This window comes from Hyphococcus luteus (genome assembly GCF_002943565.1).
GTDB classification, from domain to species: Bacteria; Pseudomonadota; Alphaproteobacteria; order Caulobacterales; family Parvularculaceae; genus Hyphococcus; species Hyphococcus luteus.
On record NZ_PJCH01000015.1, the window covers coordinates 802,809 to 823,935 of the forward strand.

The window sequence follows — 21,127 nt, forward strand, 5'->3', positions numbered from 1 at the left end:
GAGCATTCAGAAACCGCGTAAGCATTCTTACGTCCAGCCTGACGAACGCGGCCAACAACGCCATGATCCCCAAGTCAACAAATAGCTGGCCGGAATTAGCAGCCCCGGCAAGCATGGCGCACCGAGCGGCGGCGGCTGAAAAAAAGACCAGTCTGAAGAGCCCATGCGCACATAATCTTGAGTTCAGGCTTAAGTTCGGCCCCGGATTCGACATCCCTTCCCCCGCACGCTAGCAACGGCGCCGAAAAGCATTTGCATCGGCTGGCTATGAATTCGCGTTCAAAAAGCCTTGCGGCTAGCGCTGCTGTATGCCCGCGAGAGCTTGCTTTGTTTTTTCAATGTGATGATGGTTGACTATATTGATTTGTTCAATTCAATTAATACGATTAATTAATCAGAATTTCCGATAAGACGCACTGAATCGCTCATCAAATCAACCGACCTGAGCATCAGTTGGCGCTGCGCACCAAAGCGCGTTTTCAAAACACAGCATTGTTAGAGAAAAAGATCCGCCCACAGCAAAACGCTCCGCATGCACACATACTGCATGCGTCTCTCTAAGTCGTTGAAAAACTTGCTTAGTTGGTATCATCCATCAAAGGAAGTGCATTTCCTTCGATGTCTGTCTATGCGCGCTACTCCTATCACAAACACACTCCTGGGGTGCAATGGGCGCCTGGACCCGGTATTTGGATCTTCCATTAACCGTCGCATCAAACGATATGTTGCTAGGATCCCAAGGGCTGCGGTCGTCACCGATTTTCGTTTCTCCACCGGTCAGATAAACGCTGAATCCGGTGCGGTGAAGGCGACGATAATCACGCCCTCTTCGCCCCGGCCTTTAAGGTTATATGAAACGGACACCTTGCCTGTATCGGCCCCCTTCAGAAATCCAGGCGGTATCCGGCGATTACGTAATATCCTGTGAGTGTCTCGGTTCCGAGCAGGTTTTCCGTCGTCGTCCATTCCGCGCCGCCTTCAAGCTCCAACTGAAAAGTCCGGGTTGGAAGATAATTGATGCGCATGGACGGCTTGACGGTGAATTGCGTCTGGTCGGCGGCGGCCGCCCGGCGGCGGGAAATCCGCATGCGCGGGCCGATCCGGAACCTGCGCGAAAAAGGATAGCGCGTGTTCAGATCGATGACATAGCGCTTCGCTGTCGACATGTCGTCATAACGCACGCCGAGGGTGGCGAAGTCGCCCTCTTTAAGAAGGCTCTGCCCATAGACCTGCGCCGAATAAAACGCCTCCACCCCTGTCCCCGGCTGGCCCGGCACGCCGCCCGCATCGGCGGTCGGCTTCATATTGGCGACGGTGACGCCCGCATTGACCTGGAACTTTTCCGAAAGCGGGCGGGAAATATTGATCGAGCCGCTTTTGAGTCGCGCCGCACGCGCCTGCGCCAGAGAATAAATATCTTCGTCCGCATAGGTTGAACGCAGCTCCTCGATCGACTCAACCCCCTGCCCCTGCAACGCGTCGATCGTCATCAAGGCCGGCGCCCAGCGATAATCGAAAGCGATGTTGATGTTCGTATTGTCTTCCAACCGCCAGGATCCGTTGAACAAGGCGAGGTTCAGGGAGCCGTAAAACGTATCGTAATCGACAAGGCCGAAAGCGGACCGGCTTTCATCCACATAGCGGAACTCAAAACCTGCGGCCTGACGATCCACGAGACCGTCCACCGTTTGATGAATGAAATAGACGGTCGTATCGAGCCCCTCCACAACCTGGTTCACATCGACGCTGCCGCCTGCGAATTTCCTGTGTTTGTCGACAAACAAATCGCGCGAACGGATCACCGGCGCGCCGGCGACCGCATTCACGCGCACCTTGTCATTCACATCAAAACTTAAAAGGCCGCCGTCAAAACGGCCGAGAACGCCGCCCGTGCTGCGCGTTTGCCGGCCGATGCGGGCGGCGAGCCGCGTCGCGCTGTCGACAACCTCCACAAACCAGGCGCTGACAGCGCCGAGATCGCCTTTGCCGCCTTCCATGAAATCCTTGGTGTGCGCGCCGGAAAACCGCATGCTAAGATCGACGCGGTCATTGCTAACGCTCGCCGTCATGTCCGCCCCGGAAACAAGCGCATTGCGATTTACCTGTTTATCCGGATCGGGCGTCAAATCCGGCTGCTCGAGCGTTACCGTGCTTTCATCGCGCTGATAATATTGCGACAGGCTGGCGGTGAGCCGCGTGACGAATCCCCCGCTCTTGCCCTCGCGCAGTTCGGGCGGGCCTTCCTGGCCTTGCGACAACAGCGCCGCAAGCCGCTGGCGGACGCGGGGCGCGCCCTCGGCGTCAGGATAGCGTTCCAGATATTCTTCATATTCCGCCTTGGCGTGCGCTTTCTGGCCGTTCTTTTCGCGGGCGACGCCAAGAAGTTCTTTCGCCTCCGGCGACGCCTGGCTTTCCTCCAGGGTTGTCGCTTTCGTCAGAAGCTGAATGGCGCGCGCATAATCGCCTTTCGTCATCAGCGTGCGCGCTTCGGCGACAAGCGTCGCCGCATCGCGATTTTCGGGAAGCGGCTCTACAGCCGGCAAGCGCCGGGCGGCGTCCAGATTGCGTTGCGCCGTTTTTCTCTTATCCAGCCAGGCCTGATAGACGCTTTCGCGCTCCGCCGCCGAGGTTCTGACGATCCATGCGTCCGGATATGAGGTTTTCAACTGGTCCGCCGCTTTCTGGGCTTCGGTCCGGGTCTTGAAAAAACCAAGCCGCAAGCGGTTCCAGACGACGCCGTCTTCCTCGAAGCGAACTGCATAAGCGGCGTAGGCGGAAAAGGGCTTTAAAGCGGGAATATTGTCCGCATCGATCGCCGATTGTTGCGAAAGCAGGTTCAGCGCATAGACGGCGTTCACATCGAGCGTATCGGGCATGGAGTGCAATACGGACGAGACGCCGCTAAGTTTGCGGCGTATCGAAGTTTCGGGCCCTGTGCGCAATCGCGGGCCTCCGCCGGAACAAGCGTCAGATACGGGCGCGTCCGCAATCGTGATGTCGAGGCTGCGAAAATCCGCGCCCTGCGCAATCGCAAAATGCCGGTTGTGATCGAACGTGACGGTGAGGACAGGTCCCGTCGGCGCGTCGCCGTCATATTGTATTTCCTGAATGCCGGCCTTCCGGCTCAACGGCGCGCGTAATTCTTCCCTCGCGGTGAGGCCGTCGCTTATGCTTCTGCCTGTTTCGATGGGCTTCAGATCGATGCGAACATGGTCGCCATGATCTTTTGGAAAATGCGAAACGGCGCGGATCGGAAAGTTGAAGGAGATTGTCGCGACGGCGCATTGCTGCGATTCGGAGACCGTGACGCGCGAGAGCACGCGATCGCCCACCGGCTGCGCGCTTGCTTCAAATGCATTGCAGCATATGGCCGCTGCAAGAACAAGGCATCTAACCGCCCCACCTCTGTAACGCACGAACCGAAGCATGGATTAGTCCCAATCCCTGTCGGAAACTCTGTGATTGCTGTTCCGGCGCTCCTTGATCGTGGTCAGAGAACTGTCGGTGTAGATGTGACAGGAGCCCGTGCAATCGCGCAATTCGGCGACGGTGTAACGCACGTCAGGATTTTCATGTTTCTTGTGCGGGTCCGAACGATAGTCGCCTGCGTGGCACGCTGCGCAATCTGGCTGATAAGCGCCGAACTGCCAGGCGATTGTCTGGGAATTCGTCGTATGACAATCCGTACAGCCGACGCCAGATCCGTGATCGCCGGGATAAGACGGCGACGTGTGGGAAAACAGGATCGGCAGCCAGGCCGTCGTCCGGTGACAATCGCCGCATTGCAGGGAGGTGACAAAATGGCTCGGCGGTTTGCCTGTGGCCGTGGAGCCGTTGTGGCAACTCGAGCAAGAGCCCGTAATCGTGTCATGGTCGAAAGTCGCCGGTATCCAGGCGAGCGTCGTATGACAGGCGTCGCACTCTCCCGTCGTCGCGATATGCAGCGGCCCCTTCCCTGTCGCCGTCGTGCCGTTGTGGCAGCTTGAACAGGAGCCGGTGACGGCGCCATGATCAAAGCGCACATTCGTCCAGCTGGACGTCACATGGCAATCGTCACACATATTTACAGATGCGATATGCGTCGCATGTTTGCCGGCAGCGGTCGTTCCGTTATGACAGGTGAAGCACGACGCTGTCGTCGCCGCATGATCGAAGCGTATGCTGGTCCATGTGGACGTCAGATGACAGTCCTCGCAGATGTTCGTTGTCGGCATATGCGTCGCCGGCTTGCCGACTGCGGTTGCGCCGTTGTGGCAACTGAAGCAATTGCCCGTGACGCTTGCATGGTCGAACGAAACATTCGCCCAGTTCGACGTCACATGACAGTCGTCGCATGTGTTGGAGGATGCAATATGCGTCGGTGTTTTCCCAGGCGCCGTTGTCCCGTTATGACAAGTAAAGCAGGACGCGGTCGCCGCAGCGTGGTCAAAACGCACAATAAGCCACGATGTCGTCCGGTGGCAGTCCTCGCAGATATTCGTCGTCGGCATGTGTAACGCAGATTTGCCTTGCGCCGTCGTCCCGTTATGGCAGCTCACGCAATTTCCCGCGACGCCGGAATGGTCGAACCGGACAGCCGACCATCCAACCGTGCTGTGGCAGTCGCCGCAATTGTTCGACGATTGAATATGCGTCGGAGACTTGCCCGTCGCGCGCCGCCCGTCATGACAGGACATGCATGTCCCGGTCGCGCTGAAATGGTCGAACCGGACCTGCGTCCAGCTCTGGAGCGCATGACAATCGCTGCAATTGTTTTGAGACAGAAAATGGTCCGGCGGCTTGCCCGGGGCCGAGACGCCGTTGTGGCACAAGCCGCATTGCCGGGGCGTGCCTTCAAAAACGCCGTTCATGTGGCAGTCTTCGCACTCGACAAAGCGGTGAGCGCCTTCAAGGGGGAACCCGGTCTTTAAATGCTCTTCCACTTCCGCCAAGTCAGGCATGGCGTGCGCTGCAATGAAAAATTGCATCAGCCAGCAAAGGCCAATGAAGAGCAGCGGGAATGGCTGCCGTCTATAATGATTTGCCCTTGCGCGCCCCATCCCGATCACTCAGCGGCTTTGAGTTTGACCCGCGGCGAAGCCCACTCAACCGCAAATCATTCTCATTATAATATTCATGCTACGAACTAATTCGCACATCACCGTATGCGGCTTCGCCGTGTAAAAAAGCTTATTATTTCGCCAGTTACTTGATTTTAATGAAGCGAAAATCGCGCCTTGCGGCGGTTTCGAACAATTCAATTCATTTTGACGGAATCGAAACTTTGGGTTGTATGACACCTGCCGCAGTCGCCGCCATATTGACCGCGATGCTTGTCGTCAACACGGTGACAGGCGACGCACTCGCTGGACTGGTCGCCGGCGGACCATCCATTCGGTTTGTGGCAGGTGCTGCAAATCAGCCCTTTATGGCTTCCCGTCAAAGCGAATGTCGTCTGCCGCTCATGATCAAACAACCAATGAGACCATTTGGCTGGACTATGGCATAGCCCGCAGTCGGCGCCGAGCGCGCCGCCATGTTTGTCCTCATCGGCATGGCAAGACCGGCACGCCATGGGCGCGTCGGAAAAGACCTTGCTTTTGTGACACGCCGCGCATTTCACGTCTTTATGCCGCCCAAGCAACGGAAACCGGGAGAGATCATGATCGAACTGCGTATTTTCGACCCAGGACGTTACATTATGGCAAGATGCGCAGTCTTCTCCTTGCGCGCCCTTATGGGGATCATCCGACTGATGGCAGTCGACGCACTCCTTGCCGGGCAAGGCTACAGTTACAGGCTTCAAATGGCATGATTTGCAGTCGACGCGACGATGCGCGCCCATAAGCGCAAAAGTCGTATCGCGATCATGGTTGAAACGCGAAGCGGTCCAGGACGACGTCCGGTGACAACTCGCGCAATCCGGTCCGTTTCGGCCCTCATGCACGTCGTCGCTCCGATGGCAGGAGACGCAGCCCTGTTTGAGCTTCGGCTCAAAGAGCGTTTGCGTGTGACAAGTCTTGCAGGCGAGCGGCGCATGTTTGCCGGTCAGGGAAAACCCCGTCCGGCGGCCGTGGTCGAACGCAATGGCGCCCCATCCAGCAGGTTGATGGCAGGTTTCGCAATCAGTTCCGAAAGCGCCCTTATGAACATCGTCTTCCTTATGACAGTCGATGCAAAGAGACGGTAGCCCATCATAAACTTCCTCTACATGGCAGGCGCGGCACTTCGCGCCGCGATGTTCGCCGACGAGTGGAAAGTCGGTTTTCGAATGATCGTACGAGATCTCTTTCCAGTCGGTTTCGCGATGGCAGGACTGGCAATCGTCGCCCAGGCGCCCTTTATGCGGCTCATCGGCTTTATGACATGTTGCACAGTCATGAGCGGCGTCTCGAAATTTCTTCTTCCCGGCATGGCACTCGCCGCATTCGACGTCCCTGTGCGCGCCCTTTAATACGTAATCCGTCAACCCATGATCGAATGCCCGGCGATCAAAGGAAACAATTTGAAACGCCGCGCCCTTGTGTTCCGTGTGGCAGGCCTTGCAGGGTTTTCCGTCAACATCGGGCGATTTCCCGTGGAAGCCTGAATGTTTGGAAACATCGCCGGCCACATCCTCATGACAATCAAGACACAGCCCTGACTGCGCCCCCTTGTCGAAAGACGCATGGCATGCATTGCAGGTTTTTTCCTGCCCCTTGTGCGCGGCGCTAACCGGACCGGGCGAGACCAGCTTTTCAATAACGCTCTGGGCGCTTGCCGGCGGCGCGGCGAAAAGCGCGCCGACAACGACCGCTAGCGCAACCGCGCTAATATAAATGAACCGCGACGACATGAATGATCGCAGTGATGATCAACAGAATAAACAGCGGCAGGTGAAGAACATGCCAGGCGGCGAAGAGGCGTTCGTAGAAGGCAAGCTCCGCCGCCTGTTCGATACGGCTGAAATAGCGCGCCGAAAAGTCAAGCTGCTGCGTGAGCGCCTTTTGCCGGCCCCGCAACTGCGGCGATGATTTCAGTTGTTTCGAAAGTTTTCCCTTAAGCGCTCTCGCTTTTGAAACGACGGCGAAAGCCTTGACCGCTGCTGCGCCCATGCCTGCCGAACTCTCAAACGCGGCCGCCTCCAGATCATCAATCCGCCTTTTTAGATCATCGTCGATGGCGACGGAGAGCCTGTCGCGAATCGCCCCAGCCTCGGTCACCAGCTCGCGCGCTTCGGCTCTCTTTCCGTAGAGGCCGCGATGGATTTTTGCGTAAAAGAAACGGCCGATAAGCCCCGAGCTCGCCACGATCAGCATGGCGGCGAGCGCCACATTGCTGTTTGTCGAGCCCAGCCCGAAATTCGCATGATAAAGAATGAGCGTTGGGCCGATCAGCCCAAGCGCCATATGAAGACGAAACCAGAACGAGACGGGCCCCGCCCACTGCAACAGGCGCGAATTTTTGCGCAATGGATAAGTCAGCAAAAGCAGCATGGCGATAGCGCCGGCGATGCCCAGATAATAGCCCAGCCCTGCTTCCGCCTCGATCCACCGGTCTCTCATGCGCCAGCCATAGCCAAGCGCCCCGGCGATCAGCAGTCCGAAAATAACCGAGCCCCACGACGCCGCTTTTTTCCTGGCCGGCGCTCTCCTCCGGCCTGCAGGACGCCCTTCCCCGCCCAGAGAAGACGCCGGCCCGGCAGCCTGCTCTTTAAGAATGACTTGCATTATTAATCCGTCCGCTGATCAGAATCATCTCTTATTTTGTTTTCTGACAAAAGTTTAGTGTTTGCGTTGCTCCTATCGTTAAAGATTTCGCTTAAAAATAGTTTATCCACCAGGATGCAACGCTCGGAAAAGAGCGATTATTAAAATTGATCCATAAACCAGCCGCCGCGTTATGATTTTATGATTCCCCTCGCCTCGCATAACCTTGACTATCGCTCTGGCTTTCTCGCGCCGGCCCGGCGATATACAGCGTGTGCGTCATGACCGACTGGACCGCTATTCTGGTTTATGGCGCGCCGCTCTGCGTTATCATTTTCGTCTATTACGGCTTGCGGGCCCGATCTTCCCGGAAGGCGCAGACAATTCACGCCGCGGCGGTCGAGGCCGGCCTCACCGAACCGCAATCATTGCATCCGGTCATCGATCCCGCGGCCTGTCTTGGATGCGGATCTTGCGCAAAAGCCTGTCCGGAAGGCGACGTCATCGGCCTGATCGGCGGCAAGGCAGTCTTGATCGAGCCGACCCATTGCATCGGTCACGGCGCATGCGCCAAGGCCTGTCCCACCGACGCCATTTCGCTGGTTTTCGGCACTGAAAAGCGCGGCGTCGACATTCCATTCGTGGGCGCGGACTTCCAGACCAATGTGCCGGGCATTTACATCGCCGGAGAACTTGGCGGCATGGGACTGATCCGCAACGCCATCGAACAGGGCAAGCAGGCGGTCGATGAGATCAGAAAGAACGGCCGCAAAGCAGCAGCGGACGCGCTTGATCTTATCATAGTCGGCGCCGGGCCCGCCGGTTTTGCGGCGACGCTTGCCGCAAAACAATACGGACTGCGCAGCGTGACCATAGAGCAGGAATCGCTCGGCGGAACCGTAGCCCATTACCCGCGCGGCAAGCTGGTCATGACAAAACCCGTCAATCTTCCCATTATCGGCAAAGCCAAGATCAAGGAACCGAGCAAGGAAAAACTTCTCGAATTCTGGCAATCGGTCGAACGGAAATCCGGCGTTTCCATTCAATATAATGAGCGCGTTGAATCGATTACAGAAAGCGGCGGCGGCTTCGAAGTGAAAACCACGCAAAGCGTTTACAAATCAAAAAACATACTGCTGGCGATTGGCCGGCGCGGCACGCCGCGCAAGCTTGGCGCGCCGGGCGAAGAGCTGTCCAAAGTTGTCTATCGCATGATCGATCCAGAACAATATAAGGACCGGCGCGTGCTCGTCGTCGGCGGCGGCGACAGCGCGCTTGAAGCCGCAACCGAGATCGCCGAACAACCGGGCGCGAAAGTCATTCTTTCTTATCGCAGCGCGTCTTTTTCCCGCGCACGCCAGCGCAACCGCGACCGTGTGGCCAACGCTCAGGAAAGCGGCGCGCTGAAAGTCGTCATGGAGTCGAATGTCGCGGCCATCGCCCCCGACCACGTCGTGCTGGAAAAGGGCGGCGTCAAAAAGAAAGCCGCCAATGACGATGTCATCATCTGCGCCGGCGGCATTCTGCCAACGGCCTTTTTAAGAGAAATCGGCGTTGAAGTGGAGACAAAGTTCGGGGAGGCCGCCGCTGGATAACGCGCGATCGCTCACAGGAACGAAAATTACGTAGCCTCAGCTCACCATCAAAAACGCCTTCATGTATTGGAGTGTCGTCATCTGGTTTGCCCCGCAATGCGCGTCCTATTGATCGAAAACGAGACCGATTTTCGTCCCCGACTCGCCGAAAGTCTGGCCAAAAATTCCACCTATTCCGAACATGGCATCTACCCTGAAGCCGGCGCCTTGATATTCGATGCGGCAAACCACGGAGTGACATATGAGGACAAACCCATCGCTTCCGGCCGCTTGAAAACGGATCTCATCGAACCCCTTATGCGGCGCAACGGTAAAGCCGTAAACGCGGACTTATGCGGAATTGGATTGCGCATCCAAGTCAATGGACATTGCGTTGCGCCGTTGATGTATCGTTATAGCGCACCCCAGAGCTGTACAAATCCAAAAAACCTATTCCCGCCAATCCATTCTGTATGCACACATACTGCACACGTCGCCTTGGAAGGCATTGAAAACATTACTTAGTTTGTATCATCCATCATCGGGGCAACGCAGAACTTATATCTCTGATTTCCTGTATTTTCTCTTTCGGACATCAAAGCGACGACGACGACCTTATGCGCATCTCCTTCTATGTGTGCAAATTCGCGCGTCTGTGCGCCGGTTTCATCCGTCAGCACTTATGCCGTAACTGCCAGAATCAGAACAGGCGATGCGGCTAATCAAAGCATTTTAGATCATTACTACAAGCCTCTGTTCCCGGTCAGCGATCGAGGGACGGGCGGCCCCCATCGTGAAATACCCGTTGCAAACATAGGACTTAGACACCGGACTTAGGCGAAAGCGCGCCGTCCTATTTGCGCAAGATCACTTCAGGACTTATGCTGAAGCGATGCGTGGGAAAAAGGGGCCGGGATGGCCTATGCCGGATAAGAAAAAAAACAGACAACGGATGTTTGGCGTCTTTCAGTCCAATCGCGGCTTGGTCCTTAGCGTGCTGCGCCGTTACAGCCTTCGCCAAGTTGATCTTGAGGACCTCTCGCAGGAAACCGTGCTGCGCGCGCTCGAAGCTGAAAAACGTACGCAAATTCAAGAGCCTAAACGGTTTCTGGTTGGCATTGCAAAGAATGTCGCCAGGGCCGAGCTTGAACGCCGCGCGAAAATCACGTGCGACTTACTAGATGATTTGGACCCGGAAACATACGTATCAGACGAACCCGCCATTGACGACGTGGTCGATGCGCGCCAGCGGATGCAGGTTTTTGGCAAAGCGGTCGCCATGCTGCCGCCGCAATGCCAAAAGGCTTTTTTATTGAAACATGTGTACGGGGTGTCACATAAGGAGATCGCTGAAAAGCTCGATATCGCCGTTAGCACCGTTGAAAAACATGTGGCGCTTGGGCTGCGCCGATGCAGAGAAGTGATGTTGAGCGAACAGTCCGAGACCGGAACGTGTGGAGAAGAGAGTGAAAAAAGCGTTTTGGGCCTGGAAGGGCGCAGGCGCTAGATCAGTGTCGCGTAAATGAACGAAAAAACGAAAATCCCCGCTGACAAGGAAATTGTCGGCGAAGCCTGCGCCTGGCTCGCGCAGATTGAATCCGGCTCACTTTCAGGCGCGGATATGGCCGCCTTGCGCGAATGGATATCCCGCAGCCCCGCCCATGCAAGGGAGATCCGGGCTGTCGCACAGCTCTCGGGAAGCCTTTCTGTGCTGAGCGAACTGACGACGCCGCTGGCGGCGGCTTCCGGGGCGGCGAGCAGTCTCCGGAAATCAAAACCGCTGCGGGCCTTCGCCGCGCCAGCTTTAGCCGCGCTTGCCATTTTTGCAGTCGCCGCGGTTATGTTTATCGCCTGGCGCCAGCCGGGGGGCAGCGCGCCGGAAATCTATCGCACGGCGATCGGCGAATACCGTTCCCTCGATCTGACCGATGGCACCGTCGTCAAGCTGAATACGAACACGCAGATTGAGGTCGATTACTCGAAAGACGAACGGCGGGTGCGCCTTGTCAATGGAGAGGCATTGTTTGATGTGGCGAAAAACCCCGACCGGCCGTTTATCGTCTATTCCGACGCAGCAGTTGCAGAAGCCGTGGGAACGTCATTTGCCCTGCGGCTGCGCGATCAGATCACCGAACTTTCGGTGGTCGAAGGGGCTGTCGCCTTTTTTAGATTGCCGGAGACGATCGACGCTGCCACCGACCAGGCGAGACAAAACGCGGCGAAAAACGCAGAATTGCTTCAAAAACAGGCGCGGGTAATCCTGCGCGCCGGGCAAAGTCTGACATCGGACGATATCCCGGCGAAAGGCGACGCGCTTGACGGCGCCGAGATCCCTGTGATCACCCAGCGCGACATCCAGCGAAGGCTGTCCTGGACGGAAGGCTTGCTCGATTTCTCGCAAACACCGTTGCGAGAAGTGGTAACGGAAGTTACGCGCCATAATGACGTTTCGATCGAAATCGCCGATCCGGCGCTTGAGGACGTCAAGCTGGGCGGCATTTTCCGGACGGGCGACGTCGAGCCGCTGCTCGAAGCTCTTGAAGGGCTTGGGATTGATGTCGAGCGGCGCAGCGATGGCGTAATCTTGCTGCATACAGCAAAAACGGACTGACGCTTCGCTGAAAAGTCGCGCGAGCGTTTTGCCGCCCGGCCTAGCGATGTATTTTCGCAACAGTTCTTGGCGGGCTAAAAGATTTTCAGCCCTGCACTGGCGGATTTCCCATCTCAGACTGACAGGTTAACATGGCCGTCTCGCGATGCGATGACGATGTCATGACAGTTGGTTTGGATGGAATGCGGTTAGCGCTTAAGCGCGCATTGGTAGGGGCTATCTTGTTCGGTCTTGGCGTCCTGTCCTGCGCCGCGGCGCAGGAAGCGGCGGACACGCGGGTCGACCTCGATATTCCGGCTCAAACCGCGCAGGACGCCGTAAAGGCGCTTGCGCGGGCGCATAAGCGTTCGGTTCTTTTCCAGACAGAAGATGTCATGGCGGTGAACACCAATTCGCTGAAAGGGGATTATTCCCTCCAGCGAGCCCTGGACGAGATGTTTCAAGGGACAAGCCTCAAAGGCGGCCTGACGGAAAGCGGCGTGATTACCGTGTCGCTCCGCAAAACAGAAAACAGGTCGGAAGGGGATAAACCCATGAAGAAACAGTCACGCTTTTTACTAACCACAGCGCTGTCGTCATTTGCGTCGGTCATAGCGACGGCGGCCGTCGCGCAGGATACGGGCGAAACGGCGGCGACGCCCCAAGACGTTATTGTCGTCACAGGCACGAACATTCGCGGCGCGCGCATTAACGAGGCGCTGCCGGTGACAGTCTTCAACGCCTCTGACATCGCCGCCATTGGCGGCGTAGACGGCGACGATCTTATCCGCGCCCTGCCGGCCAACGGCGCCGTAAACTTCCGCAATGACAATGCGGGGACAATCAACTCCGCCCGCGGAGACGTCGGGTCAATCAATCTGCGTTCCATCGGATCGAGCGGCACGCTGGTATTGTTAAACGGCCGCCGCGTCGTCAATCACCCCGGGACCCAGGCCGAGTTGTCGACCCCGGTAACGACGGTCAACACCAACGCCCTGCCCGTGGGCGGTCTTGAGCGGATGGAAGTCCTCAATGACGGCGCCTCGGCGATCTACGGTTCCGACGCCGTAGCCGGCGTCGTCAACATGATCCTTCAGGACGATTATGAAGGCCTGTCGCTGAAAGCGCGTCACGGAACAGCGCTCGATACGGAGCTAGACGAACAGACCTTCATCCTGAAGGCCGGCAAAACCTTTAACGGCGGCGCGACCAATGTTTCCCTGTTTGCGGAATATTCACGCCGCGACGCCTTGTTTGCGAGCGAGCAGGAATTTTCGGAATATGCGGATTTGCGTCCGTTCCTCGAAGGCACAAGCTTCGAAGGCGACACCTCGTTCCGCAACCTTTCCACCGGCTCGCCTTGGGGCCAGTTCACTCTCGGCGATGAAGTCACCCAGAACGGGACGGCGCTGACAACATCCAGCGGGCGCTTCCACGTTCAGCCTTCAAGCAGCAGCGGCTGTCTTGCGGACATCGTTTCAACGCCCGGCATTTGCATCGATGACAGCTCGCTGAACCCGGAACTGCGATATAATATTTATGAAGGCCGCACGATCATTTCCGATCGCGACCGCTTCAATGTTTTCACTTTCCTCAATCATGACCTTAGCGACTCGGTGCGGTTCTACGGTGAATTCGGCTATTATTATGCGAAGACCAGCCCAGTGAATTCGCCGAACTCGCCGATCTCCTCCGGCGACATCGTGATCCCGGCGAATTATTACTACAATCCGTTCGGCCCGGTGACGTTCTCCGACGGATCGCCCAACCCGAACCGCCTGCCCGGGCTAGATAACGTGCCGGCGGAAGGCCTGCCGGTCTTTGTCGATGGCGGCCGTTTCCGGCTGGTGGATGTGGGCAATCGCCTTGTCGGCGTGACCAACACGTCCTGGCGCGCCCTCGCCGGCATGCGCGGATCCATCTTCGACTCCAATTGGGATTGGGACAGCGCCCTTCTCTTTTCGCGTGCAAAAACCAACGACGTTACGGACAACAGAATTTCGTCGACCCTGTTCCAGCAGGCCCTCTTCAATGAAACACCGAATGTCTACAATATCTTCAATGGCGGCAATCAGGACGATCCCAACAATGGCGACGCGCCGGGCAATTCCCGCGATTTGATCGACCCGTTCATCATCGACGTGCAGCGCCTGACGCATACGAGCCTGCTTCTCGGCGATTTCAAGCTTTCAAACGGTCAGTTGCTGAGTTTGCCGGGCGGCGATCTCGGCCTCGCCTTCGGCGCGGAAGTGCGCCGCGAGGCTTACGAGGAGGACCGCGACCCGCGGCTCGACGGTACAATCACTTTCACGGATGCGGTGACGGGGTATTTCACTGATTCCGACGTCCTCAACTCCAGCGGCACGCCGGATTCGCAAGGCTCGCGCACGGTCGTCGCCGGCTTCGCCGAAGCCTCGATTCCGCTCGTCGGCCCCGAAATGCAAATTCCGCTGATCCATACATTCGATATTCAGGCTGCGGCCCGGGTCGAGCATTATTCGGATTTCGGCAGCTCCGGCGTAAAGCCGCGCATCGCGGCGGCATGGAAGCCGTTCAGCTTCCTCAAATTCCGCGGCGCCTGGTCCGAAGGGTTCCGCGCGCCGAACCTGATTGTCATCAACCAGGACGTCGCCCGGTCGAACACCCGCGAAGACTCGCTGCTATGCCATGTGGGCGTTGAAAACGGCACTTTTGCGGAATTTGGCGATTGCGACGGGTTCACCGAATCCCGCCAGGAACGGCGCACATCCGATCCGGATATCGGACCGGAAGACGACCGCAACATCACTTATGGTCTCGTTTTCCAGCCGCGCGGCATTGAAGGGCCGTTCAGCTTCCTCAATCCGCTGACCATCACGGTGGACCGCTGGGATATTCGCCGCGAAAACGTCGTCGGCGTCTTCGGCGCGGAAAATCACATCAGCCTTGACCTTGTCCAGCGCCTGGCGGGCTCGTCGAACCCGAATGTGGTGCGCGCCGATCCCGATGCAGACGATATCGCGTTTTTCGCAGGCACAGGCCTCGCACCCGCAGGCGACATCCTGTTCGTTCGGGATACTTACGACAATAACGAAACCCAGTCCGTCACGGGCACGGATTTCGCTCTTTATTACGACCTCGACGATACGCCGCTTGGCGATTTCAACCTGAAATTCAACGCCACCAAGCTGCGCGAATATTTCATCAACCTCTCGCCGGGCTCGCAGATGATCGCCGATGCTATCGAAGCGGGGCTCATTTCTAACGAAATCGACATCGCCCAGGAAGGCGACATCGTCCGTCAGGACGGCCAGCCCCGCTGGCGCGCGATGGCGAATGTCAGCTGGCGCCACGCTTCCGGCCTCGGCGGCGGGGCGCGGTTTGAGCATGTGGGATCGTTTATCGATCCAAGCGCAGGGCTCAATGACGATGACGAGCCGTTCATCGTAAAGTCATGGCGCAGAATCAACCTTTACGCGCAATACGACATCGAGAATAACGGCGTCCTTAGCGGCACAAGGCTGCGCGTCGGCGTCAACAATCTCCTCGACAAAGAGCCGCCGCTCGCAGACGAAACATTCGGCTATTACAACGAATATCACTCGTCGCGCGGGCGTTTTCTCTATTTCGAAGTGAAGAAAGACTTCTGATTTAACCCAACCTGAAGCCAACAATGCGGCCGGCGTCACCGCCGGCCGCTAAAATGATTTGCCCCATGCGCTTTTTATCTTTTCTCATCATTTTAAGCCTTTTCCCGTTTGCCGCCGCGGCTAGCGACGACGGCAGGTCTTGCGAAAATGACACCGCCGTCATTGACGCTGACTTCGAGGGCGCACGCATGTCCGATTGCAATGCGCGCACGAAGAAATTCAAAATTCGCATCGATCCGGAAAACAAACCAATCAATCCAAGTCCCTGGTATGCGTTTCGGGTGACGCCGAAAACGCAAGACGAGATCGAAATCGTCATAAAATATTCCGACGCGCGCCACCGCTACCGGCCAAAGCGCAGCGAAGGCGACGGCGTGTGGCGCCTGGTGGACGAAGATCGCGTGAAGCTTCGCCGGAAGGGAAAATCGGTGACGCTGACGCTTGAGCCGGGGACTGCGCCCTTCATCATCGCCGCGCAGGAAATGCTGATCGGCGAAGCCTATGAAACATGGGAAAAAGACATTGCGGCACGCGCGAGGCTCACGCGCGAGACCATCGGCTCCTCCGTCGAGGGGCGCGAAATCACAGCGCTTTTCAGCGCGCCGCAAACAGCGCGCGACGAAAAAGAATATGTGCTTTTTATCGGCCGCCAGCATCCGCCGGAGCTGACCGGCGCTTTCGCCATGCTGCCTTTTCTGGAAACAGTTTTCGCCGATACGCAGCTCGCCAAGGCGTTCCGCGAGCGCTTTCACATTATCGCCGTGCCGCTCATGAACCCAGACGGCGTCGCCAACGGTCACTGGCGCCACAATATGAATGGCGTTGACCTCAATCGCGACTGGGGCCCGTTCACACAGCCCGAAACCCGGGCCGTCAAAGCGACGCTCGACGACATCGCAGCGGATGCAAACAGCGCTCTCAGGCTGATGTTTGATTTTCACGCCACGAACCGCAACGTTTTTTATACACAAACGCAAGAAGACGTCACGAGGCCGCCCAATTTTACGCAGGACTGGCTCGCCGCCGCGCGGGTCCGTCTTGACGGATATGACTTTGAACGCGCCGAACGCCACCAATCGGATCTCGACACGTCAAAGAATTATGTTTTCGGCCGCTTCGGCGCCCCGGCCCTCACTTATGAAGTCGGCGACAAAACCGACCGGCAAGCCATTCATCATTCCGCAGTCATTTTTGCAGAGGAAATGATGAAAGAACTGCTGGCAGGCGCTGGCTCTCCCCTCGCCTCCGCGGGTGAATAAGAGGATGCGCAGATCGCATTCCTTAAATAATGAAGCGCTTGCAAAGAAATCTCTCTACCGCAGACACATTCGTGCGCATACATACTGCATATGCCATCTCATAAATATTGAAAACGTTACTCAGTCCGTGCCATCCATCAAAGGCCAGACAACATGATGCAATCATATCCATCCTGATAGCATTCATATTGGCATTTGTTACGCCAGACACTTTCAGCCGCTCGATGCAATTCAGACGGTAATTTGCGTTTCTTGCTTGCAACAAGACGGCGCAAATCAGTTGATAGCGACGCCGGAAATATCTGGCTCAGAAACGCCCTTCGCAAAGCAACATATTTCTGGTGTTCGATGATTGCCTCTTGACGTCGGCTTCCGCTCGAGACGAAACAATCGTCCGTGTAGCGATCATGATTTCAAATCATTACGACGTCATGACTGCCGAAACTGCGGAATCGGCCAGTCTGCTCTGTAAGGCTTACCGAGGTTGCGCCGGCGACCATCCGATGATTGCGTTGAAATAAGCGACCGTCATATCCGTTATTTCTTCAGGGGCGTCCGGCGGAAAATAGCTGAGTTTTACGATCACCGTCTTCGAACGCGGATCGACATAGATGAATTGCCCCTGCAGGCCTACCGCTATGAACGAGCCGGCCCTGTCGTCGAGTTTCCACCATTGATATCCGTACGCGCTGTGCGGCCCGGCGAATTCGCCTCCTTCAATCGGCTTCATCTTCGTCGACGCGCGCACCCAAGCTTCCGGAACGATCTGCCGATCCCCCAGCTTGCCGTCATTCAGCATAAGCAGGCCGAGCCGGCCGAAATCGCGCAGGGTCGCATTGTAACCCATGCCGTTGAGTTCGCGGCCGACGCCGGGCGGACCATCCGCTATCCAGAAACCGGAATATTCCATGCCGGCCGGCTCCCACAGATGTTCGCTCATGAATTTGGAAATCGCTTGCCCTGTCGCCCCTTCGAGAACCCTGCCGAGGACCGCGGTGTCCAGCGTTGCATAGTTGAAGCGCGATCCGGGCTCGACTTTGCGTTTGATCGTCTGCGCGCGATCGGCGAAACGCTCTTTATTCTGCACAATCGCATTCTCATGTATGTTCGCGGCAAGACTGGGATTTTCGCCAAAGTCGTACCGCTCCTCGTAGTCGACGCCGGAGCGCATTTCGAGGATCTGGCGGATTGTCACGCCGTCATAACCCGAGCCGCGAAGCTCGGGCGCATATTCGACCGCCAGGTCATCGACCGATTTTATGTCGCCATGTTCGATTGCAATGCCGATCAGCATCGAAGTGATCGACTTCGACATCGAAAACCCGATGAACCGCATGTCGGCATGGGTGTTGTTCCGGTAGTCCTCGAAAACGATCTTTCCGTCCCGGATGACCAGGAAAGCATTAGTGTACGTTGCTTCTGCGAATTGGTCGTAAGAATAAGCCTTGCCTTCGAATTTCAGTCCCGGCGGCGCGGCGTCTTCGCGCAACAGCGGCGAGACGGGCCCCGCGCGGGTCACGACGCGCGTGTCGAACAGCTCATCCATATTATGAAAGAATAGCGCGTTCACGTCCGCGTCAAGCATATGCCGCCGCAGTTCCTGTACAGGCGCAGGGACTTCGTCAGCTTGTGCAGGAAAAGATACTGAAGCCAACGCGGATATCACGACCGCAACGCTCCTGCCTCGGAAATTGTGCATTTTACAAACTCCTGCCGCTCATGCGGTTAGGGACAAAAGGCGTCACGCCTGACGTCAGGCGTGACGCAGATTCGGCGTTGCGCAAGGAAGCAACGCCAGCGCGACACACCTAGAAATTGCGCCGTACGGAAACCAGCCAGGTTCTTGGCAGACCAGGCGCACCGTTATCGAACCCACTCCCGCCGGTTATACCCTCTCCCTTGGCCCCATAGTACAACTTGTCCGTCAGGTTGCGCACTTCGAAGGCGAGAGCCCAGTCATGATCCGGATCCTCCCAGGTGATCCGGCCATTGAGAAGCGTGTAGGCGTCGATTTTACTGCCCGGCGTATTGGTCGGGTCCGTGAACATGTCGTCCTGATAGGAAATGTCGAGACGCGGCGTGATGACGCCAAACCCCGCTTCATAAGCATATTGCGCGCCGATGCTCCAGGACAGTTCCGGCGTATACTGCGTAATTGCGCTGAGAGGGATGCCGGTGGCGGGGTTAACGGTCTTGTATTCGAAATCGAGAACGCTGAACGATCCATCGATCTGAAAACCTTCGACCGGCACGAAATCCAATTCAAGTTCGGCGCCTTTCACCTTGGCGTCGCCCGCATTCGAGTTCAGGAGACACGGAACACCGAAAATCGGCCCGAACTGGGCGCTGCAGTCGCCAAACGTGGCGGTAACGCCCGTGTAGTCGTTATAGAAGAGCGCGCCGTTAAGCCGGAGACGATTGTCGAAAAGTTGTGTCTTGGCGCCGACCTCGATGGTCTTCAACTCTTCCGGATCGAAAGAAACGGCCTGGACATTGTAAAAGGGTCGCGGATTGACGCCGCCGCCCTTGTAGCCGGTGGAATACTGGACATAAGTCATGACATCGTCAGTCCAGTGATAGCTGAGCGCCACACGATAATCGATGCGGTCGTCCTTGAAGGTGCTGGTCACGCCGTCCAGCGACGAAATCAGACAATTGGGCGGGTTGCCCGGCGTTCCCGGCGGTCCGAGGCAGGGATCGATCACGCTACCGTCAGGATTGTGACGGCGATAGGTGTAAACCTTTTTATCGTCGCTGTACCGCAAGCCGCCGGCGAGTTCCAAGCGGTCGGTGAGCGTGAAGATCGCATTCGCGAAAACCGCCATGTTTCTTGTATCCACCGGATCGGGCCCGTGGATGAAATCGAAGCCCACATAGTCGAGATTGACGCGCGCATCGAAGTCGGTATTGGCGCGGAAGTAGAAGCCGCCAAAAGTGATGTCGGCGAAATCGCCGAACCGCCCGTTGACACGGACTTCCTGACTGAACTGGTCGTGTAGCGTCCGCTGGAACAACAGGGCGAGCGGAAACGGCGAACCGTCCTGCGCGCTGGCGAAGGCAGAATCATACTCGCGATAAGCTGTAATCGACTTGACGTTGAGATTCTCAGCCATATTCCAATCGATATTCAGGGATGCGCCTTTTGATTCCACATACTGACGCCGATCGGCAACATAGCCGGACACCGGATCCTTATAGTCCTCATAGTTGACATAGGGGTCATTCGGACTCAGCGGATCGCAGGAGTTGGCTCCATATGCGATAAACATACAGCCAGTCTGCAATACATCCTGCCCCGGAATTGCAACATTTTCCCAGAAGAGCGGCGGGCCGCCAGCGCTGGGGAAGATCAGGCTCGGCGCAACTGTGGGGCCCGTAGCCAACAGCGTGTTGGCCACGGGCTCTGACTCGTCATCTGTCCAATCCCCCGCCAGATTGATTTCGACATTATCCGCCGGCAACCACCGAAAGGCGAGGCGAGCGGCTCCATATTTGATGCCGCCCTCATGGCCGGTAATGCAATCTGCGCCGGAAACCTGGCTGTCGAAACCCGAACCCGGATGCGTGCAACCGTAATCCAGAGTCGTAACATGGCCGTCGCGCGATCTGAACACGCCGGAGACGCGGGCGAATAGCCGGTCTTCCACAAGAGTGAAGTTGCTCGCCGCACGCAGATTGACGGCGTCGTAGCTGCCAACGCCGGCCTCGATATAGCCGTCCGGCTCATCGGACGGCCGCACCGAGAACATTTTAACGGCGCCGCCGATCGAGTTCTTGCCGGCGAGCGTTCCTTGGGGGCCCCGCAAAACTTCGACCCGGTCGAGATCGAGAAGGTCGAGGATCGATCCCGTCAGCGTCGAATAATAGACGTCGTCGACATAAAGGCCGACGCCCGGCTCCAGCGCAGGATTGAAGTCGGTCTGGCCGACGCCGCGGATGAAACCGATCAGCGCGGGTCCAGCGAAAGAACCGGCTCTCGTCAGGGTGACATTCGGCGCCTGGGCCGATATTTCTTCGACCGTGTTCTGGCCGCGCGCGCGCAGCAACTCACCCGACACGGCGGTGATTGCAATCGGCGCGTCCTGAACATTTTGCTCCTTAAACTGAGCGGTAACGACAATAGTGTCGAGACCGCCATTCTCGCCCGATTGCGCCAACGCCGACTGGCCGACGGCGAGCGCCGCTCCGATCGCCAAAACGCTTGCGCGCATGGCGTACTCTTTTCGTTTCTTGTGCGTCATGTGGGCCCCTCCCTGGAATGCAAGACAACGCCGCCCCACCGCTCGCGACTACGCCTGCGCCGCGAGCCAGCCTTTAAGACGGCTTCATTTATATTTTGCCTGAAAGTTACCATGCCCGGAGGGCCGGATATTGTACAAACGCGCCAGCCATTACTCTTGCTTCGATT

12 protein-coding genes are annotated in these 21,127 nt (G+C 57.2%); 6 read left to right on the top strand and 6 right to left on the bottom strand.

What is annotated here, in order from left to right:
• Positions 1-884: 884 nt before the first annotated feature.
• The 4 genes from CW354_RS19705 to CW354_RS19715 all read right to left on the bottom strand — a co-directional run bounded on the left by CW354_RS19705 (position 885) and on the right by CW354_RS19715 (position 7,688).
• Complete coding sequence (locus CW354_RS19705; RefSeq protein ID WP_165793849.1) at positions 885-3,332, bottom strand: SPOR domain-containing protein; 2,448 nt, start codon at positions 3,330-3,332, stop codon at positions 885-887.
• Positions 3,333-3,431: 99 nt separating this feature from the next.
• A complete protein-coding gene (locus CW354_RS23560) occupies positions 3,432-4,940 on the bottom strand; it encodes a cytochrome c3 family protein (protein ID WP_165793850.1) in 1,509 nt (502 codons plus the stop codon).
• A 296-nt stretch (positions 4,941-5,236) separates the two neighbouring features.
• Entirely contained in the window at positions 5,237-6,814 is a 1,578-nt protein-coding gene (locus CW354_RS19710; protein ID WP_104831764.1) for a cytochrome c3 family protein, read from the bottom strand.
• Positions 6,789-7,688 (bottom strand): pyridine nucleotide-disulfide oxidoreductase, encoded by a 900-nt coding sequence (locus CW354_RS19715; RefSeq protein WP_104831765.1) that lies wholly within the window; start codon positions 7,686-7,688, stop codon positions 6,789-6,791. The genes CW354_RS19710 and CW354_RS19715 overlap by 26 nt, the downstream gene beginning before the upstream one ends.
• 260 nt (positions 7,689-7,948) lie before the next feature.
• Here CW354_RS19715 and CW354_RS19720 point away from each other — a divergent pair, with 260 nt between their 5' ends.
• The 6 genes from CW354_RS19720 to CW354_RS19740 all read left to right on the top strand — a co-directional run bounded on the left by CW354_RS19720 (position 7,949) and on the right by CW354_RS19740 (position 16,719).
• A complete protein-coding gene (locus CW354_RS19720) occupies positions 7,949-9,262 on the top strand; it encodes an NAD(P)-binding domain-containing protein (RefSeq protein WP_104831766.1) in 1,314 nt (437 codons plus the stop codon).
• Positions 9,263-9,370: 108 nt separating this feature from the next.
• Positions 9,371-9,766, top strand: a complete 396-nt coding sequence (locus tag CW354_RS23215; RefSeq protein ID WP_133162392.1) for a hypothetical protein — start codon at positions 9,371-9,373, stop codon at positions 9,764-9,766.
• 397 nt (positions 9,767-10,163) lie between these two features.
• The gene (locus CW354_RS19725) at positions 10,164-10,748 is read left to right on the top strand and encodes an RNA polymerase sigma factor (RefSeq protein ID WP_165793851.1); all 585 of its coding nucleotides are present in this window, start codon (positions 10,164-10,166) and stop codon (positions 10,746-10,748) included.
• Between the two features lie 15 nt (positions 10,749-10,763).
• A complete protein-coding gene (locus tag CW354_RS19730) occupies positions 10,764-11,852 on the top strand; it encodes a FecR family protein (protein WP_104831768.1) in 1,089 nt (362 codons plus the stop codon).
• Positions 11,853-12,073: 221 nt separating this feature from the next.
• Positions 12,074-15,460, top strand: coding sequence for a TonB-dependent receptor (locus CW354_RS19735; RefSeq protein WP_165793852.1), 3,387 nt, complete (start codon positions 12,074-12,076; stop codon positions 15,458-15,460).
• 188 nt (positions 15,461-15,648) lie between these two features.
• Positions 15,649-16,719 carry a M14 family metallopeptidase gene (locus CW354_RS19740; RefSeq protein WP_165793853.1) on the top strand — a complete coding sequence of 357 codons (1,071 nt, stop codon included), beginning with the start codon at positions 15,649-15,651 and terminating at the stop codon, positions 16,717-16,719.
• Positions 16,720-17,194: 475 nt separating this feature from the next.
• Here CW354_RS19740 and CW354_RS19745 read toward each other — a convergent pair whose 3' ends face one another.
• On the bottom strand, positions 17,195-18,304 hold the full coding sequence (locus tag CW354_RS19745; RefSeq protein ID WP_165793854.1) for a serine hydrolase domain-containing protein: 1,110 nt from the start codon (positions 18,302-18,304) through the stop codon (positions 17,195-17,197).
• Between the two features lie 223 nt (positions 18,305-18,527).
• Positions 18,528-20,960 (bottom strand): TonB-dependent receptor, encoded by a 2,433-nt coding sequence (locus tag CW354_RS19750; protein WP_104831772.1) that lies wholly within the window; start codon positions 20,958-20,960, stop codon positions 18,528-18,530.
• Positions 20,961-21,127 lie beyond the last annotated feature (167 nt).

What these genes read in the sequence shown, in the direction of transcription:
- CW354_RS23560 (WP_165793850.1), bottom strand. Translation starts at nt 4,940, where the DNA reads ATGCCTGACTTGGCGGAAGTGGAAGAGCATTTAAAGACCGGGTTCCCC.
- CW354_RS19710 (WP_104831764.1), bottom strand. Translation starts at nt 6,814, where the DNA reads ATGTCGTCGCGGTTCATTTATATTAGCGCGGTTGCGCTAGCGGTCGTT.
- CW354_RS19715 (WP_104831765.1), bottom strand. Translation starts at nt 7,688, where the DNA reads ATGCAAGTCATTCTTAAAGAGCAGGCTGCCGGGCCGGCGTCTTCTCTG.
- CW354_RS19720 (WP_104831766.1), top strand. Translation starts at nt 7,949, where the DNA reads ATGACCGACTGGACCGCTATTCTGGTTTATGGCGCGCCGCTCTGCGTT.
- CW354_RS19725 (WP_165793851.1), top strand. Translation starts at nt 10,164, where the DNA reads ATGCCGGATAAGAAAAAAAACAGACAACGGATGTTTGGCGTCTTTCAG.
- CW354_RS19730 (WP_104831768.1), top strand. Translation starts at nt 10,764, where the DNA reads ATGAACGAAAAAACGAAAATCCCCGCTGACAAGGAAATTGTCGGCGAA.
- CW354_RS19740 (WP_165793853.1), top strand. Translation starts at nt 15,649, where the DNA reads ATGTCCGATTGCAATGCGCGCACGAAGAAATTCAAAATTCGCATCGAT.
- CW354_RS19745 (WP_165793854.1), bottom strand. Translation starts at nt 18,304, where the DNA reads ATGCTTGACGCGGACGTGAACGCGCTATTCTTTCATAATATGGATGAG.
- CW354_RS19750 (WP_104831772.1), bottom strand. Translation starts at nt 20,960, where the DNA reads ATGACGCACAAGAAACGAAAAGAGTACGCCATGCGCGCAAGCGTTTTG.